Raw genomic sequence first — 15,767 nt, 5'->3', positions numbered from 1 at the left:
AAAGCTATCCATGTTTTGCCGCGAACCTTTTGCGTATTACGCTGTTCTTTTTACCGTAGGTGAAATATATGACTAAACCAATTGCCAACCAAATTATTAATCGCAGCCAGGTATCGCCGGGTAAAAATGTCATCATGGCAAAGCAAACCAATATACCCAATATAGGTACTACCGGCACCCATGGCGTTTTAAATGGCCGCTGAATATTAGGCTGTTGTTTGCGTAAAACAAGTACACCCGCGCATACCATCACAAAGGCCAGCAGTGTGCCTATGCTGGTCATTTCGCCAACCACCCGGATAGGTACAAAAGCCGCGAACAAGGCTATAAAGGCGCAAAGTACAATATTCGATTTCCATGGAGTGCGGAATTTGGGATGCACATCTGAAAATACTTTAGGCAACAAACCATCCTTTGACATAGAGAAAAATACCCGCGACTGGCCCAGCAGATCAACCAGGATAACCGATGTATAGCCTATTAGTATAGCCAGTACAATAGCCTTGCTTAGCCACTGATAATGTGTTTTTTCGATGGCGATGGCAACCGGTGCCCCTGAACCAATAAACTCTTTATAGTTAGCCATACCCGTCATAACATGGGCGAAGATCACAAATAAAATGGTACACACCACCAGCGAACCAATGATACCAATGGGCATGTTGCGCTGCGGATTTTTGGCCTCTTGCGCCGCCGTTGACACCGCATCAAAACCGATGAATACGAAGAATACCAGTCCTGCGCCTCTTAATATGCCCGACCATCCATAATCGCCCCATACGCCAGTATTTTGCGGTATATAAGGGTGATAGTTCTGCGGATTGATGAACGACCAGCCCACGGCTATAAATACCAATACCACGCCTACCTTCAAGCTTACAATAATAGCGTTAACCAGTGCGGAGCCCTTAGTTCCCCTGATAATGATGCTGGTAACTACAATAACGATCAACGCAGCAGGCAGATTAATGATGCCATGCACAACATCGCCATTGGCTGCCTTAGAAGTTTCAAAAGGCGACAGAATCAACTGTGGCGGTAGATAAAGATCAAACCAGGACAAAAACTTGGTGAGATATTGCGACCAGCTGATGGCCACTGTTGCCGCGCCAACAGAATATTCCAGTACCAGGTCCCAGCCAATGATCCAGGCAAAAAGCTCGCCCATAGTAGCGTAGGAATAGGTATAGGCGCTGCCCGCCACCGGTATCATGGCCGAAAATTCGGCATAACAAAGGGCCGCGAAGGCGCAACCTACGGCTGCTATTAAAAATGATATGGTTACCGCTGGCCCCGAATGTTGCCCGGCCGCGATTCCTGTTAATGAAAATAAACCAGCCCCAATGATAATGCCTATCCCGATAAGGATAAGGTTAACCGGGCCTAATGTGCGTTTTAAAGAGTGTTCACCTTCCTCTGCCGATTCCTGCAATAGCAGGTCGATGGGTTTTTTGATCATGCCTGAAATAAAGTCCACAAAATTAGTAGATTATTTTGCAATCACTTTATATAGTGGAGGCAAGGCACGAAAATAAGATGTGTGTTAATATTTAAATTACTGGAAGTTAGTTATTAACACCATAAATTCTGCAGCACAATTTTACCAAACTGTGAGGATTTCTCCATTCTGTTGATGGCTTTTTGCGCGTTTTTAAAATCAAACACCTCATCAACTATCGGAACTATTTCATGTTTGTTTATAAAGTTGATCATCGCGGTAAAGTCATCAGGTGTGCCCATGGTGGTGCCCAGTAGCTGTAGCTGTTTCCAAAATACCTTACGCCCATCCAGCGGGGGGATATTGCCTGCCGTTCCTCCAAATATCACGATACGGCCGCCGGGGTTGCATAGATCTGGAAATTTGGCAAAACCGGCGCCCAGCGCGCTGTCGATAATAATGTCAAAACCGTGAGCCATCAGTTTCAGTTGTTCGGCCCAGTCCTGCGCTTTGTAATTTACGCCGGCTGCCGCACCCAATTTTTTGGCGCGTTCAATTTTTTCGCCACTGCCCGATGTTACAAACACCTGGCAGCCTGCGGCCACTGCCCATTGCAGGGCAAAAGCACCCGTACCTGCGCCTACGCCAGATATCAAAACTTTATCACCTTTTTTGGCCCTGGCCTTAGTAAACAATGCTCGATAGGCGGTTAAACCTGCCAGCGGAATAGCAGCTGCCTGTTCCCAGGTGAGGTGATTGGGCTTGGGATGCAGGTATTCTGCCCGGGTTTTTACATATTCGGCAAAAGTGCCATCATCTGGCAGGCCTAATATTTTAAAATCGGCACCCTGGTAATCGTCGCTTTTGCCATAGTTGTTGCTGGGGTTAATGATCACTTCTTTGCCAATCCAGTGTTTATCCGCTTCACTGCCAACTTCTGCCACTACACCGGCACCATCTGAGCCAAGTATAGTAGGATATTTGATGCCTGCATATTTACCTACCGTTATCCAATAATCACGGCGATTAAGAGCTGCTGCTTTGATGTGTACCAGAACCTCGCCGGGGGCAAGGGTTGGTTTTTCAACTTCTTTACATACCAGAGGTTTATCGGCAGCTTCTAAAACGATGGCTTTCATAATTATTGAATTATTGATTTAGTGATTTTTTCCTGCGGGGTTTTCATTTGCATGTCTGCCCGGAAAACTTTTTAAAGTTAAAATTTTAACAATTTTTAGTCAAAAACGGGGCAAAAACGCATCAAAAACTGCTTGAAATTTATTCAAAACCATCTATTTTAACACTTTTTAACAAATTTTCGATACGTTTTGAAAGGTTTAAAAAGTATTAAATAATTGATTGTCAAATAACTACATGCTAAACAGCTGTTTTTGGTTTGTTTTTTCCCTTAACCAAACAGCCCGGTTTTCTGTTTTTTAGAAAACCGGGCTGCTGTATATGTAAATATACGGAATTTTTTTTGGATAAAAGTTTAGGGTGACTTTATCAGGTTATATAAATTACAACTATGTCATTGCGAGCGTAGCGTAGCAATCTCGTAGCTATACAGGGCGGCTTTGTATGGCGCAGACCCGCTCTTGGCCGCGGGAGGGCCAGTTACTTTTGTCGCCACAAAAGTAACCCAAAAGGCTGTCAGCAGAAATGCTTATTTTGCCGCACATAGCCTTTGCCCTGCAAACCTGACAGAACCACGGGCTGCAATTATTTTGCCCTACTTCGTTCCCTCTTTTCCATACGCTTCAGCAAAAACTTGCTATGCCCTTGCAGCCGCACAGGCCCCCATTGTTCTGCCCGCTTTCGTCCGAAGCTTATCTGCTGACGGGGAAGAAAATTCAGTAATTCACTAAATCGCTAATTCAATAATTAAAAAAGCTGCTGGATCATTTGATCCAGCAGCTTTTTTATATGCTTAGCTTAATTTTAATTAAGCGGTTGCTTTTGCGTAAAGTTCGGCAACGTGTTTCCAGTTGATCACGTTCCAGATAGCTGCCAGGTAATCAGGGCGACGGTTTTGGTATTTCAGGTAGTAGGCGTGCTCCCAAACGTCGATACCTAAAATTGGAGTGCCTTTTACTTCGGCGATGTCCATTAGTGGATTGTCCTGGTTAGGGGTTGAAGTTACAGCCAGTTTTTTATCGGCAGTAACAATTAACCAAGCCCAGCCCGATCCGAAACGGGTTGCACCAGCTTCTGATACTTTGGTTTTGAAATCGGCAAATGAACCGAAAGTGCTTTTGATTGCATCGGCCAGAGCGCCTGTAGGTTCGCCGCCTCCGCTTGGAGAAAGCAAAGTCCAGAATAAAGAGTGGTTATAATGACCGCCACCATTGTTGCGTACAGCAGCCGGGAATTTAGAAATGTTTTTGATGATATCATCAATATTGCTATCCGCCTCTGGCTTGCCTTCTAATGCTTTATTTAAGTTGGTTACGTAAGCTTGGTGATGTTTGCCATGGTGAATTTCCATGGTTAGTTTATCAATGTGCGGTTCCAATGCATCGGTAGCGTAGGATAACGCCGGTAGTGTAAATGCCATAATAGTTATTTATTAAGTTTAAAAGTTTAATGTTGTGACGTAACAAATATAAGAGATGAACTGAGTTTTTGTTCTAAAAAATTTGTCAGGTATTTGTATAAGTTGCGTTGCGGTCCATAGTCGATGGTCCATAGACCATGGTTGGGAAAAAAGTACATATATTATTGATTCTCGACTACAATTTACTGGTTGCAAATCTTGTTCAATCTATGAACTATAGACTATGGACTTATCTCTTCCTCTTCCCTTTAAAAAAGCTCTTCACCAGTTCTGAGCATTCGTTTTCACGGATGCCGCCCGTGATCACTGTTTTGGGGTGGGTTATTTTTTGGTTGAGCCTGCCAAAGCCTAATTTGGCATCATAAGCGCCAAATACAATCCGGCTTACCTGGAACCAGTAGGATGCCCCGGCGCACATGACGCAGGGTTCCATAGTTACATAAAGGGTACAACCTTGCAGGTATTTGCCGCCCATGGAGTTAGCCGCCGCGGTAAGTGCCTGCATTTCGGCATGGGCCGATACATCATTCAGCCGCTCGGTAAGGTTGTGTCCGCGACCAATGATCTTGCCGCTATGCACCACAATTGCACCAATGGGTATCTCATCTTCTTCCAGGGCATATTTGGCTTCCTTTAGAGCTTCGCCCATAAAAAATTCATCAGGCGATATCGTTGGCTCGTCCTCAAAACTGAAGTATCTCATTTTTGTTCCTTATTAAAGGTTTTTTCTAAATGGTTTTCTGTTGATACAATGATATACAAGCATGGGATCGGTCCGGAGGCGATAAGAAAGAACGCGGTCAGGCCTTCTTTTAGTCGTGCCTGAATACTTAGTTCCCTTAATATTAAAGTAACCAAAAATCCCGAGATCAGTAAAACCATTCCGCTTTTCAGCATACAAATAGCCGAATAGCGATTGGCCTCGTCCCAAGCTTGCTGATTTTTTTGGGCCGATGGCATTTTATAACCGTACCACTTGTTGATATGTTTGGGTGGGAAGCTGCATAAGATGGCCCCCAGCAATAGTAAAATCACGCCAACCATTTGCGGTCCTATTATCCAACTGGCTAAATTCATCCTAAACCAATTTGCTGCCGTTGGGCACGGGTTTATCCACAGCGGCTAAAACAATATCCCCGTTTTCGTCGGCAAAGCCGGTTACCAAAAACTCCGACATGAATTTGCCAATCTGCTTTTTAGGGAAATTGATCACACCCATAATCTGGCGCCCGGGGAGTTGTTCTAAAGTGTAATGTTTAGTGATCTGTGCGCTTGACCATTTGATGCCAAATTCGCCAAAATCAACCCTCACTTTAAAGGCCGGTTTGCGTGCTTCGGGAAATTCTACTGCTTCGAGGATGGTACCGATCCGGAGTTCTACTTGCTCAAAATCGTGCCAGGTAATCGTATCCATAATGGCAAAGGTAAAAATAGATGTGTAGATGTGATAAAAAATATGTCATTGCGAGGAGGAACGACGTGGCAATCCCCGATATGCAGAGCCGCTTTACCGGGCGTATACCCGCTCTTGGCCGCGGGAGGGCCAGTTACTTTTCCTTGATGAAAAGTAACCAAAAATCAAGTCAGCAGAAATGCTTCTTTACGCTCTTGGCCATTGCCCTGCAAAGCGGGCAGAACCACGGGCTGCTAAACCTTACCTCCACTTCGTTCGCTCATTACCCTCCGCTTCAGGTAAGGTTCGCTATGCCCTTACAGCCGCACAAGCCATCATCGTTCTGCCCGCTTTCGCCCGAAGCTTATCTACTGACGGGGAAGGAAATTCAGTAATTAACAACGGGGAAGAAAAATCAATAAATCACTAATTAATTACTCTTCGTGTTGTATTTTATGGCGTCGGCTTTTACGGTTTCTTTCTCGTCGTGACCGGTGGTTTGCAAAATAATAACGCCATCGGCACCCAGCGATTTCGCTTTTTCTGCTAGCTTGCTTTTAATCCAATCAGGATTATTAGTGAACTCCATCGATAAATGGCCTATTACTTTATAATCCTGCTTAACGTCTTTGGCATCATAATAAACATCGGCTTTTGGTGTGGCCGGATAGGTATCGCCTATATAGGTAATGGGCGAGCAGGCTACCAAAAAAAGGCTAAAAGTAATGATGATGTGATATAATTTTAAGGTTTTCATGATGGTCGGTTATTTAGGTATAAGATACAGAAATGGTACAATAGTTTAAAAAGAGTAGGGCGGGTTGTGGTAACAAATTTGTTAGTTAGTAAGATTTCGCTGCCGCGGGCTTTCAGCCCGTGCTAATCATGGCTTCAGCTTTCAGCTGAAAAAAAGCTGGAAGCTTTAACCATGCAACCCACGAGATACGCTGCGCTAATCTCTCGCGCGAGCGAAGAAGCAACGCCGGGGTGAGTCGATGGGAGAGGCTGTCATGCTGAGCTTGTCGAAGCATGGTGGGCAGGCCTCTCCGCGCGATCCTTCGACAAGCTCAGGATGACAGGCCGTCTTTTGCTTTGGTTGCCAGCAACTTTAAAACCCCTTCTTCCTGGTAACCCCCGGTTTACGGCCTTTGCGTTCGGCGGGTTCGGCAAAGCCTTCGGCGCCGTAGCTGCGAGCCATTTTGGCGATTCGCTCTTCGAGGGTTTCGGTGGTGAGCTTTTCCCGGCCCAGGCTATCAACCATAATAGGGAATGCGAATGGCGTTGGGCGCTCAATGGTATTGAGGATGATAGTTTGTGTGGCGATGCGTTGCAGGGCCGCCCTCAGCCGAAACTCTTCCAGTTGAAAAGCCAGCGCTTCGTTATAAGCCTGCCTTACCAGTAGGTTGTCGGGCTCATATTCGGTAAATACCTCGAACAGTAGTGATGTGGATGCCTGTAAGTGCCTGTTTTTTACGGGCTGACCGGGATAGCCAGTGAATACCAATCCGCCGATGTGGGCGATATCCCTGAAGCGCCGGCGCGCCATTTCATTGGCGTTGAGGCTGTGTTGAATATCATCCAGCAGATTATCGATCGAAAAAAAGCTGGCATCTTCCAGTACATGTTCAATGGGAACGTCTTCGTCGGTCAACAACTCGAAACCATAATCGTTCATGGCGATAGAGAAGCTGGCCGGTTTTATTTTGCTGATGCGGAAAGCCAATAATGATGCCATACCCTCATGTACCAAGCGCCCTTCAAAAGGATAAAATAACAGGTGGTGCCCCTCGCGCGATTTGAACGACTCGATCAAGAATTCATGACTTTGCGGCAGGTGCGAAAGTTCTTGCTGCATGTTAAATAGGGGTTTCAGAGCTATCACTTCTTCATCCTTCTCTACCCCATGCGCTACCTCATCCAGCTTATCCCTGAACACCGCCGCCAGTTGCGACGACAGAGGCATACGGCCACCGTTCCAACTGGGGATAATGCCCTTGGTGGAATTTGATTTTTTGACATAGGCTGTCATTTCCTTTGCCCGGATAAACTCGAGGCTGCGCCCCGCAAACCAAAACGTGTTGCCCGGTTTTAAGCGGGATATAAACGATTCTTCGATGGTACCGAGGCTGCCGCCACTCAACCATTTTACACGTACGCTGAGTTCGCTGGTGATGGTGCCGATGCTGAGACGGTGGCGCATGGCCACGCGGCGGTTGTTTACTTTATAGAGGCCGTTCTCTACCTCCACTTTTAAAAACTCATCGTACTGGGCCAGGGTTTTGCCGCCGGTAGTGATAAACTCCAGTAACTGACCAAACTCGTTACGACTCAGATCGGCAAAGGCATAAGTGGTTTTTACTTCGTTAAACAATTCTTCTGCACGGAAACCGTCTGATACAGCCAGGGTAACCATATATTGTATCAGCACATCCATGGTGAGCAGCATGGGGTCGCGGCTTTCAAAAATGCCTTTCTTAATAGCCTCTTTCAAGGCGGCGCCTTCCAACAGTTCGAGGGAGTGGGTCGGTACAAAATAGGCCCGGGATACCGCGCCGGGGTGGTGACCGCTTCGACCGGCGCGCTGCATAAAACGGGCTACTCCTTTGGGGCTACCCACTTGCACCACGGTATCTACAGGACGAAAATCGACCCCCAGATCCAAACTCGAAGTACATACCACCAGTTTCAGGGCCTCTGCGTGCAAGGCCTGCTCCACCCAGTTACGCAGCTCATTATCCAGCGAACCGTGGTGCATGGCCATAATGCCCGCGTATTCGGGGTAATTATCCAGGATGGCATGATACCAGATCTCGGACTGGGAACGGGTATTGGTAAATATGAGGGTGGTTTTGCTCCGGGCCACAATCTCCATTACCTCGGGCAGCAATTTTAAACCAATGTGCCCGGCCCAGGAATAGTTCTCGACATTTTCGGGAATGATCGACCGGATATCCAACTTTTTATCCAGGTTGGCCCTCACCATTTTAATGCGATCAGGTGGGAAATCATTCCCTAACAAAACCTCGGCTGCCTGCTCCAGATTGCCAATGGTAGCGCTGATACCCCAGATGCGAAGTGGGGTGCGGGGAGCGAGGTTCTGGGTGCCGGGTGCGGGGTTCGGGGCTCGGGGCGTGAGGTTTGAGTCGGAGTTTCTCGATACTATTTTATTTTCATTTCCCGCACCTCGCTCCTCGAACCCCGCACCCAAAACTTTCAACTTCGACAATCCCAACTCCACCTGTACGCCGCGTTTGGTGCCCAGAAGCTCGTGCCATTCGTCGATCACCACTACCTGTAGCCGATTGAACATTTTGGGATACTCTTTTTGGGCCAGCATCAGGTGCAGGCTTTCGGGGGTGGTGAGCAGTACTTCGGGGAGCTTTTTCTTGAGTGCCTGTTTCTCGGCAGCAGGCGTATCGCCGGTGCGGGTGGCGATGTGCCAGGGCAGACCGATCTCGTCGCAGGCTTCCTGCATGGCCTTGCGGATATCGTTGGTAAGCGCACGCAGGGGTGTTATCCACAGCATGAGCAGGCCGTTATTTTTTTGGGTGGTGTAAGTATCCGGATGTTGATTGATAAAGCCGGCCAGGAAGGGCAGAAACAGAGCAAATGTTTTACCGCTACCTGTAGGCGCATTAAGCAAGCCGGAATAACCCGACAGGTAGGCCGCCTCCATTTCTTGTTGAAAGGGGAATTGCTGCCAGTTTTTTTGCCTGTACCACTGCTGTATAACTTGTTGGCCTTTTGATATCATTTATTTGTTCAACAAATTAATGTTAATTTGGTTAGGTATATCAAGCTACCCTAATAAAATAAATATAATACCGTTATGAAAAATAGGATGAAAAATACTTTGCTATTATTATGTTGCACCGCCCTGTTTGCCTGTAAGCAACCGGCACAAAAGCAAAACAGTGCCGATACCATAGCGAATGCTGCTGACACTGCTAAAGCCAAAACCGCTGTAACCAATAAACTGATTACCCCGGGCAGGAGTATTGGCGATATTGTATTAAGCGAGGATGTAGCCAATGTGAGTCAATTATTGGGCAGGCCAGATAGCTCGGACGCGGCAATGGGAAGTTCACTAATGGTGTGGTACGCGGGGCATAAAGCCGATGGTTACCGTACCAGCGTGTTTGCGCATCGTAAAATGGGTGATAAGGACGAGATTATTAGTCGCGTCAAGAAGATATTAATTAACTCACCCGAGTATAAAACCGCCGAAGGCCTTGGAGTTGGCAGCACTGTCGATGAGATCAAAAAGAGCTATAACCTAAAACCAACCAGCGATTACAAAAATAAGGATGGCAAAGTACAGGTTTATACCGATTTGGATAAAGGGATCTCTTTTGAGATAGATGCTGCCGGTAAATGCGTGGGCGTGGTGGTTCATCAGCTACATGATACGTCAGTTGCTTATTTAAACATGCATTGAGGGAAATCTATACTATTAAGTGATGCCGAACTTGTTTTGGCATTCCACAAATAAAGTTATAACTTGATGGTCAACTTGTCCTGTGAGATCCTGAAATAAGTTCAGGATGACTTAACGTTACAAAAAAGCCCCGCTGGTTTATCTGGCGGGGCTTTTTTGTTTGTACCGCTGAATAAAAAACTATTTCTTTTCGGTTTTTTCTGGCATAAGTACCAGTTTGATATAGTTTTTACCGCTCAGGTATTTGTTGGCGGCATCTTTGGTGCTTTGAACAGTTACCTGGTCAAGACTGCTTACATGGGTGAGGATCTGGTCTGGGTTTTCTTTGTTTTGCAACGAAGAGGCCAGGTAACTTGCCCAGAAGAAGTTTTCTTTTAATTGTTCCTGTGTTGAACGAGCTTCTTTGGCCACAAACTTCTGGATGTCTGTTGGTTGAGCTCCGTTTTGTTTGATCTTGCCAATTTCCTCGATGGTGGCATTGATCAGCTTATCCACATTTTCAGGAGCACAACCAAAATATATGGTGATGCTGTAACGGCCACCCGGAATTTTGCGATAAGAGGCACGCACACCCGGTGCATATACGCCACTTTCCTGCTCACGCAGACGTTCTATGAGCTTAATGTTTAATACCTCTTCCAGTGCGTCCATTTGCAGATTGTTGGCATCGTTGTATTCATAATCGCCGCTGAAAACCAGTTGTACACTGCTTTTTTCGCCAACACCTTTGTTTACGGTGGTGTTAACGATGCCTGCCGGTGGATGGATCCCGAGATCCTTGAAGTTTTGGTTGCTGTTGGTTGATGGTAAACCGCCCAGGTAATGGGTAAGCAAAGGTTTGATAGCGGTTACATCGAAATTACCAACAAGGGTAAAAGTAAACCCACTGGCATCAGCAAAACGGCTTTTGTAAAAGTCGTAAGCTTTATCTAATGTAGCCTTGTTTAACCTATCGATCGTGGTTACCATCGACCGGAAATTATGATTGCTCAAAACAGCCGACACGGTATCCTGGAACACATTTACCGGATCCAGCCCACGATTGGCCAGCAACGACCGTGTTTGGTCAATTTGTGACTGCCAGATATCTTTATCCTTACGCGGCTGTGTAAAATACAGGTAGATCAGCTGCATAGCCGTTTCAAAATCCGCCGGTGATGAGTTACCATTGATGCCCTGCGCATACTCACCGATATATGGTGATATGTTTACGTTTTTACCTGCCAGCTTTTTATCCAGCTGGCCCTGGTTAAACTGGGCAATACCGCTGCTGCTTACTATAGGAGCCGCTAAGTTGGCCGAGGTAAAATCATCGTCGCTGGCTAATGAGGTACCGCCAAAGGAATAGCCATTAATCAGAATCTGGTCGTTGCGGAACTCAGTAGGTTTTAAAACCACTTTTACACCATTGCCTAAGGTAAGCGTAGTAGTGCCGATGGCTTCATCTTTTACTTCGCTGGTCACGGCACTACCATCGGGTAATTTGCTGATTAGTGGATCTGACGATACATTGTCAACATACGCGGTAATGTTTTGGCCTGCCGAAGCTATCCATTGCAGAATGGTTTTTTCATCGGGCAGTTTGTCTTTATCCTTATCCGGGCCTTCCACAATTACCACACGGTTTTGGTCGCTGATGAATTTACCGGCAAGGGCGTTCATTTCGGCAAGGGTTATTTTGCCAATGTTGTTTACATAAAAATTGTATTCAAATTCAATACCGGGGATAGCTTCGCCGGTTAAAAAGTTTTGCTGATATTCCCGTACAAAATTTACAGAGCGGGTTTTATCGCGTTCTTTATAAGCGTTACCTATACCAACCAAAGCATCTTGTTTGGCGCGTTCCAGTTCGGTAAGGGTAAAGCCAAACTTGCGGGCACGTTCGTTTTCGGCAACCACTGCTTTAACAGCAGCTTCCAGTTCGCCGGGTTTGGATACGGCTATAGAGGTAAAGGCATCCTGCCCGCCAATAAAATCACCATAACTGGAGGCTCCATATAAAAACGGCGGATTAGGTTTTTGCTTGAGTTCACCCAAACGGGCATTTAGCATCTGGTTAAACAATTGCTCACGCATTTGTTGCATGTAATCGGTAGTAGTTTTGGTAGGCGTTCCTGGGTGTTTTACAATAATTTGGGCAAGCGTGTACGGAAACTCTTTATCAGTAGCTATTTTAACCGCTGTACCAGGTGTTGGCGGTACAGTATATTTGGTGCGTGGTTTTTCGCCGGCTGGGTTTTGCAGTTGCGAAAAATTTTGCTTGATCAACTCTTCTACGCGCTTAGGGTCAAAATCGCCTACGGCTATTATAGCCTGCAGATCGGGGCGATACCAGTCGTGGTAAAAACTTTTGATGGTTTCCGGTTTAAAGTTTTTCAATATATCCTCTTTACCAATAGGCAAACGCAATGCATAGCGCGAATTATTCAACAGTACCGGTAAGGTTTGCACCCGTAGACGTTCCTGGGCATTTTTACCACGCAAGCGTTCTTCCTCTAACACCACACCGCGCTCTTTATCAATTTCGCTGGGGTCAAAGCTTACATAACCAGCCCAGTTGGCCAATATTTTAAAGCCGTTTTCAAATATTTTAACCGTATCAGATGGAATAGGCAGCTGGTATACGGTTTCGTCAAAGGAGGTATAAGCGTTCAGATCGGCACCAAATTTTACACCTGATTTTTGGAGATAATCAACCATGGCATTCTTTGGGAAATCGCGGGTACCGTTAAAAGCCATGTGCTCGGTGAAGTGAGCCAGACCCTGCTGATCGTCGGTCTCTAAAACCGATCCGGCTTTATTTACCAGGTATAGTTCGGCTTTGTTCTTAGGCTCTACATTCTTACGGATGTAATAAGTTAAGCCATTAGGCAGTTTGCCAATGATCACCTGTTCATCAACCGGCAAGGTATTCCCTTTTGGCGCTGCCTGCGCAGCAGCGGAAGCTGGTTTGCTTTTTGCCGGTGTAACCGGTTTCTTTTTTACTTGTGCAAAGGCGCTTCCCGAACTGAGGGCTATGGCCAGGGCTAGTACAGAAAGCTTAAGGTTTAAATTCATATTAATAATGGGGATATATATTACTAAGATGCAAAACGAAATTCTTAGTTACAAATTACTTTATGTTAATTATTCTTTGGGGCCGGAGCAGCATCAGCCTGAAACGCGTCTTTCATCATTTGCTCCAGTTCAGGGCGGTGATCGGCAATTATTTGCTGACCTATGACCATCCCTTTTTGCATTAATGAAGATATTTTAGAGCTTGCCTTTTTCCCCAGAGGAGTGTTGTAAAAGGCGGTTAATTGAGTAAGTTCATCTTCTGTAAACTCTTCTGCATATATTTTACAAAAGCTATCCTTTAGTTTATCCCAGGTGTAATACTTTTGCATAAATGTTTCCATTACCTTTATGTAGGAAGCCCGTTGTTGTTCGGGCATTTGGGCACTTGAAGCACTGATCATCTTTTGGGTCATACTTTCAAACTGGACATTTAAACCCATCGCGTTTAAAAAAGTTTCTGCCGCTTTTAAATGTGATGGCGCTAACGTTGAAGATGTTGTTTGGGCTCTGAGGCCACTAATCGATAAAAATAGTAGTGTGGCAATTGTGATAAGGTTGAGTTTCATGCTTAGATTTTGATAAAGATCTTTTTGATATAGAACACCCACATCACCAGCCATAATATAGCTACCGTAAATATGGCGCTGACCAATGATGCGTTGATAGGCGAAAAGTAAGGTGCAAATAAAGTTTGATAAATAGATGCCCCGCCAATTTTAATCATCCCCATATAATGCGGTATGTAGCCCGATAACACATAGGCGGTAATAGCATTAGCCCCAAAAACCACAAAGAAATAGGTGAACCGCTTACGGCCCTGCACATCGATCAGCCAATAACACATGGCCAGCGCAATAGTGGCCAAACCTCCGGTGTATAGCACAAATGAGCTTGTCCATAACGCTTTGTTGATGGGGAAGAACAGGTCCCAGATAAGGCCAAGTACTACAGCTATTACGCCATAGGTAAACATCCAGCTTACTTTAACATTATCATCGCGATCCTTACGTTTTAACCATGTACCAACCCTTATGCCGAACAGACCTGTTGCCAGAGCTGGTAATGTGCCCAGTAAACCTTCGGGATCCCAGGTATGCGATTCGCGCCAGAGGTGGTTGGTACCAAATACCAGCCTGTCTATCCAGGCGCCCATGTTGGTTTCGGGTTTCAGATTGGCGTAGCCAACGCCAGGCACCGGTATGCAGGTCATGATGATAAAATAACCAATGAGCGCGAAGGCAAATATCCAGTCGCGGGTTTTTTGCGATGTTTTGAGGTAGAGGATAGTACAGATAAAATAAACCAGCGCGATACGCGGCAACACACCCGGAAGGCGCAGATGCGACAATCCGCCATCCGGATGAAATATCAACTGCGTGATCCAGGGAATGGCGATCAATATAAGTGTGCGGCGCAAAGCATTTAGCAACAGTTTACCATGTGGTACCGTGGCCTTTTTGCTTTCCATAGCATATACCACAGATACGCCCACCATAAACAGGAAGAAAGGAAACACCAGGTCGGTAGGCGTACAGCCATCCCATTTGGAGTGTTCCAATGGCGCATAGATATGCCCCCAATCGCCGGGATCATTTACTAATATCATGGCGGCGATGGTAGCTCCTCTCATCACGTCAAGAGAAATTAGTCTTGAGTTTTGCGTTTTATTTTGCGTGGCGGTCATTAGGTTTTCGTTTTATTTTTAATTCCCTCCCCACGGGAGGGGTGCGGTTGGCTTGCGTGCAAAGGCAGGGAGGGGTTTATACAAGCGATCAAACTGTGCGCTTAATGAAACCCCTCCCTGCCCCTTCCCGAGGGGAGGGAATCGCACATTCCCCGCTTACCTTACTATTCACTCTGTTGATAAATTGAGATTTCAATCCCTATTCCCAGATCCACACTAAGTTTTAGCAGCTCAGTGGGCAGATACTGTGTTTGCGTAAATTTATCAGGATTATATTCTACCGCGAAATCTAAAGTTGCATATTGAATTTCAGGCGTCAGCTTTATGTGTTGTAATTTTTGCTGATGATTGTTTAAATAATCAACGGCTTCCTGTACTTGTTGATTGAACTCGTCAAAATTAGCTTTACTGACTTCTAAACTACAGCCAGAGAAATTTAGTTTTTCGCCATTGGGTCCGGATTTGGTTCTGGGTATACCTTTATAAAATGTATCATATGGTAATATTTTACTTTGCCTGATAAAATCGTCCACATCAAAATTTTTACCTGTTATTCTAAGTATACAAGACATGATATCCTGGTTAAAAAAGTCAGAGACACATTACATGTGTCCCTGACTACGAAAATAAAAAAATGTAGAGACGCATCACATGCGTCTAACCTGCTTAAAATATATACCGTTTAAACGCCTCCATAGCCTCATATTCAGCCAATCCGAGACGGTCATAACGCTGGGCAGTGTCACGGGTACGGTCCTCAGCCCTTACCCAGAATTCTCTTGCATCATCACCCGGGAACACAGGCCGATCCTTTTGCGATTGATGTTTAAATATGGCGTTACGCTTACGGATCACCTCCTGAGGTGAAAGAGGCACAGCCATTTCAATTTCGTAGGTTTCAAACTCATGCCATGCACCGCGGTACATCCACAACCAGCAATCATCCACCCAGGCCTCTTTACCTTTTAACCTCGCCAAAGCAGCCAGGATAATGTTGAAACATACCAAATGCGTACCATTCGGGTCGGCAAAATCACCGGCAGCAAATATCTGCTGCGGCTTTACTTTTTGTAAAAGCTCAATGGTTAAAAGAATGTCTTCCTCGCCCACCGCGTTTTTCTTGGTCTTGCCGGTTTCATAAAAAGGCAAAGCCATAAAATGGATATGATCATCGGGCAAACCCGCGTAACGGGCACCCGA

At 45.7% G+C, this 15,767-nt stretch carries 14 protein-coding genes and 1 pseudogene; 2 read left to right on the top strand and 13 right to left on the bottom strand.

Features of this window, described 5'->3' with window-relative positions; all coding sequences use genetic code 11:
* Positions 1-4 precede the first annotated feature (4 nt).
* The 6 genes from ACTJKG_RS00075 to ACTJKG_RS00050 form a co-directional block, all read right to left on the bottom strand.
* A complete protein-coding gene (locus ACTJKG_RS00075) occupies positions 5-1,459 on the bottom strand; it encodes an amino acid permease (protein WP_172337718.1) in 1,455 nt (484 codons plus the stop codon).
* A 113-nt stretch (positions 1,460-1,572) separates the two neighbouring features.
* On the bottom strand, positions 1,573-2,577 hold the full coding sequence (locus ACTJKG_RS00070; protein ID WP_440738012.1) for a zinc-binding dehydrogenase: 1,005 nt from the start codon (positions 2,575-2,577) through the stop codon (positions 1,573-1,575).
* 806 nt (positions 2,578-3,383) lie between these two features.
* Positions 3,384-3,995 (bottom strand): superoxide dismutase, encoded by a 612-nt coding sequence (locus ACTJKG_RS00065; RefSeq protein ID WP_172337600.1) that lies wholly within the window; start codon positions 3,993-3,995, stop codon positions 3,384-3,386.
* 229 nt (positions 3,996-4,224) lie between these two features.
* Positions 4,225-4,698 (bottom strand): nucleoside deaminase, encoded by a 474-nt coding sequence (locus ACTJKG_RS00060; protein ID WP_172337599.1) that lies wholly within the window; start codon positions 4,696-4,698, stop codon positions 4,225-4,227.
* Complete coding sequence (locus ACTJKG_RS00055; RefSeq protein ID WP_440738011.1) at positions 4,695-5,072, bottom strand: SdpI family protein; 378 nt, start codon at positions 5,070-5,072, stop codon at positions 4,695-4,697. The genes ACTJKG_RS00060 and ACTJKG_RS00055 overlap by 4 nt, the downstream gene beginning before the upstream one ends.
* 1 nt (position 5,073) lies before the next feature.
* Positions 5,074-5,409 (bottom strand): tRNA-binding protein, encoded by a 336-nt coding sequence (locus tag ACTJKG_RS00050; protein ID WP_172337597.1) that lies wholly within the window; start codon positions 5,407-5,409, stop codon positions 5,074-5,076.
* Between the two features lie 146 nt (positions 5,410-5,555).
* On the opposite strand from ACTJKG_RS00050, the gene ACTJKG_RS00045 reads away from it, so the two are divergent.
* Positions 5,556-5,783 carry a hypothetical protein gene (locus tag ACTJKG_RS00045; protein WP_440738010.1) on the top strand — a complete coding sequence of 76 codons (228 nt, stop codon included), beginning with the start codon at positions 5,556-5,558 and terminating at the stop codon, positions 5,781-5,783.
* A gap of 35 nt (positions 5,784-5,818) precedes the next feature.
* Here the strand turns inward: ACTJKG_RS00045 and ACTJKG_RS00040 are convergent, their stop codons facing one another.
* Positions 5,819-6,145: a hypothetical protein gene (locus tag ACTJKG_RS00040; protein ID WP_172337595.1), complete on the bottom strand. Its 327-nt coding sequence runs from the start codon at positions 6,143-6,145 to the stop codon at positions 5,819-5,821.
* Between the two features lie 351 nt (positions 6,146-6,496).
* Entirely contained in the window at positions 6,497-9,142 is a 2,646-nt protein-coding gene (locus tag ACTJKG_RS00035; protein WP_440738009.1) for a ligase-associated DNA damage response DEXH box helicase, read from the bottom strand.
* An 87-nt stretch (positions 9,143-9,229) separates the two neighbouring features.
* Between ACTJKG_RS00035 and ACTJKG_RS00030 the strand changes: the two genes are divergently transcribed.
* Positions 9,230-9,826 carry a hypothetical protein gene (locus ACTJKG_RS00030; protein ID WP_440738008.1) on the top strand — a complete coding sequence of 199 codons (597 nt, stop codon included), beginning with the start codon at positions 9,230-9,232 and terminating at the stop codon, positions 9,824-9,826.
* A gap of 180 nt (positions 9,827-10,006) precedes the next feature.
* Here the strand turns inward: ACTJKG_RS00030 and ACTJKG_RS00025 are convergent, their stop codons facing one another.
* The 5 genes and pseudogenes from ACTJKG_RS00025 to ACTJKG_RS00005 form a co-directional block, all read right to left on the bottom strand.
* The gene (locus ACTJKG_RS00025) at positions 10,007-12,883 is read right to left on the bottom strand and encodes a M16 family metallopeptidase (RefSeq protein ID WP_440738007.1); all 2,877 of its coding nucleotides are present in this window, start codon (positions 12,881-12,883) and stop codon (positions 10,007-10,009) included.
* Between the two features lie 65 nt (positions 12,884-12,948).
* On the bottom strand, positions 12,949-13,449 hold the full coding sequence (locus ACTJKG_RS00020; protein ID WP_440738006.1) for a DUF2059 domain-containing protein: 501 nt from the start codon (positions 13,447-13,449) through the stop codon (positions 12,949-12,951).
* A gap of 2 nt (positions 13,450-13,451) precedes the next feature.
* Entirely contained in the window at positions 13,452-14,567 is a 1,116-nt protein-coding gene (locus ACTJKG_RS00015) for an acyltransferase family protein (RefSeq protein ID WP_172338450.1), read from the bottom strand.
* A gap of 164 nt (positions 14,568-14,731) precedes the next feature.
* Positions 14,732-15,139, bottom strand: coding sequence for a DUF4279 domain-containing protein (locus ACTJKG_RS00010; protein ID WP_172338451.1), 408 nt, complete (start codon positions 15,137-15,139; stop codon positions 14,732-14,734).
* 94 nt (positions 15,140-15,233) lie between these two features.
* Positions 15,234-15,767 (bottom strand): annotated as a pseudogene (locus tag ACTJKG_RS00005) (glucosamine-6-phosphate deaminase); the annotation flags it as partial.

The sequence above is a fragment of the Mucilaginibacter sp. 22184 genome, assembly GCF_052045695.1.
Taxonomy (GTDB): Bacteria; Bacteroidota; Bacteroidia; order Sphingobacteriales; family Sphingobacteriaceae; genus Mucilaginibacter.
The sequence above is the reverse complement of the archived record's forward strand: the minus strand, read 5'-3'. Positions and strand labels throughout refer to the sequence as shown.

What these genes read in the sequence shown, in the direction of transcription:
- ACTJKG_RS00075 (WP_172337718.1), bottom strand. Translation starts at nt 1,459, where the DNA reads ATGATCAAAAAACCCATCGACCTGCTATTGCAGGAATCGGCAGAGGAA.
- ACTJKG_RS00070 (WP_440738012.1), bottom strand. Translation starts at nt 2,577, where the DNA reads ATGAAAGCCATCGTTTTAGAAGCTGCCGATAAACCTCTGGTATGTAAA.
- ACTJKG_RS00065 (WP_172337600.1), bottom strand. Translation starts at nt 3,995, where the DNA reads ATGGCATTTACACTACCGGCGTTATCCTACGCTACCGATGCATTGGAA.
- ACTJKG_RS00060 (WP_172337599.1), bottom strand. Translation starts at nt 4,698, where the DNA reads ATGAGATACTTCAGTTTTGAGGACGAGCCAACGATATCGCCTGATGAA.
- ACTJKG_RS00055 (WP_440738011.1), bottom strand. Translation starts at nt 5,072, where the DNA reads ATGAATTTAGCCAGTTGGATAATAGGACCGCAAATGGTTGGCGTGATT.
- ACTJKG_RS00050 (WP_172337597.1), bottom strand. Translation starts at nt 5,409, where the DNA reads ATGGATACGATTACCTGGCACGATTTTGAGCAAGTAGAACTCCGGATC.
- ACTJKG_RS00045 (WP_440738010.1), top strand. Translation starts at nt 5,556, where the DNA reads ATGAAAAGTAACCAAAAATCAAGTCAGCAGAAATGCTTCTTTACGCTC.
- ACTJKG_RS00040 (WP_172337595.1), bottom strand. Translation starts at nt 6,145, where the DNA reads ATGAAAACCTTAAAATTATATCACATCATCATTACTTTTAGCCTTTTT.
- ACTJKG_RS00035 (WP_440738009.1), bottom strand. Translation starts at nt 9,142, where the DNA reads ATGATATCAAAAGGCCAACAAGTTATACAGCAGTGGTACAGGCAAAAA.
- ACTJKG_RS00030 (WP_440738008.1), top strand. Translation starts at nt 9,230, where the DNA reads ATGAAAAATACTTTGCTATTATTATGTTGCACCGCCCTGTTTGCCTGT.
- ACTJKG_RS00025 (WP_440738007.1), bottom strand. Translation starts at nt 12,883, where the DNA reads ATGAATTTAAACCTTAAGCTTTCTGTACTAGCCCTGGCCATAGCCCTC.
- ACTJKG_RS00020 (WP_440738006.1), bottom strand. Translation starts at nt 13,449, where the DNA reads ATGAAACTCAACCTTATCACAATTGCCACACTACTATTTTTATCGATT.
- ACTJKG_RS00015 (WP_172338450.1), bottom strand. Translation starts at nt 14,567, where the DNA reads ATGACCGCCACGCAAAATAAAACGCAAAACTCAAGACTAATTTCTCTT.
- ACTJKG_RS00010 (WP_172338451.1), bottom strand. Translation starts at nt 15,139, where the DNA reads ATGTCTTGTATACTTAGAATAACAGGTAAAAATTTTGATGTGGACGAT.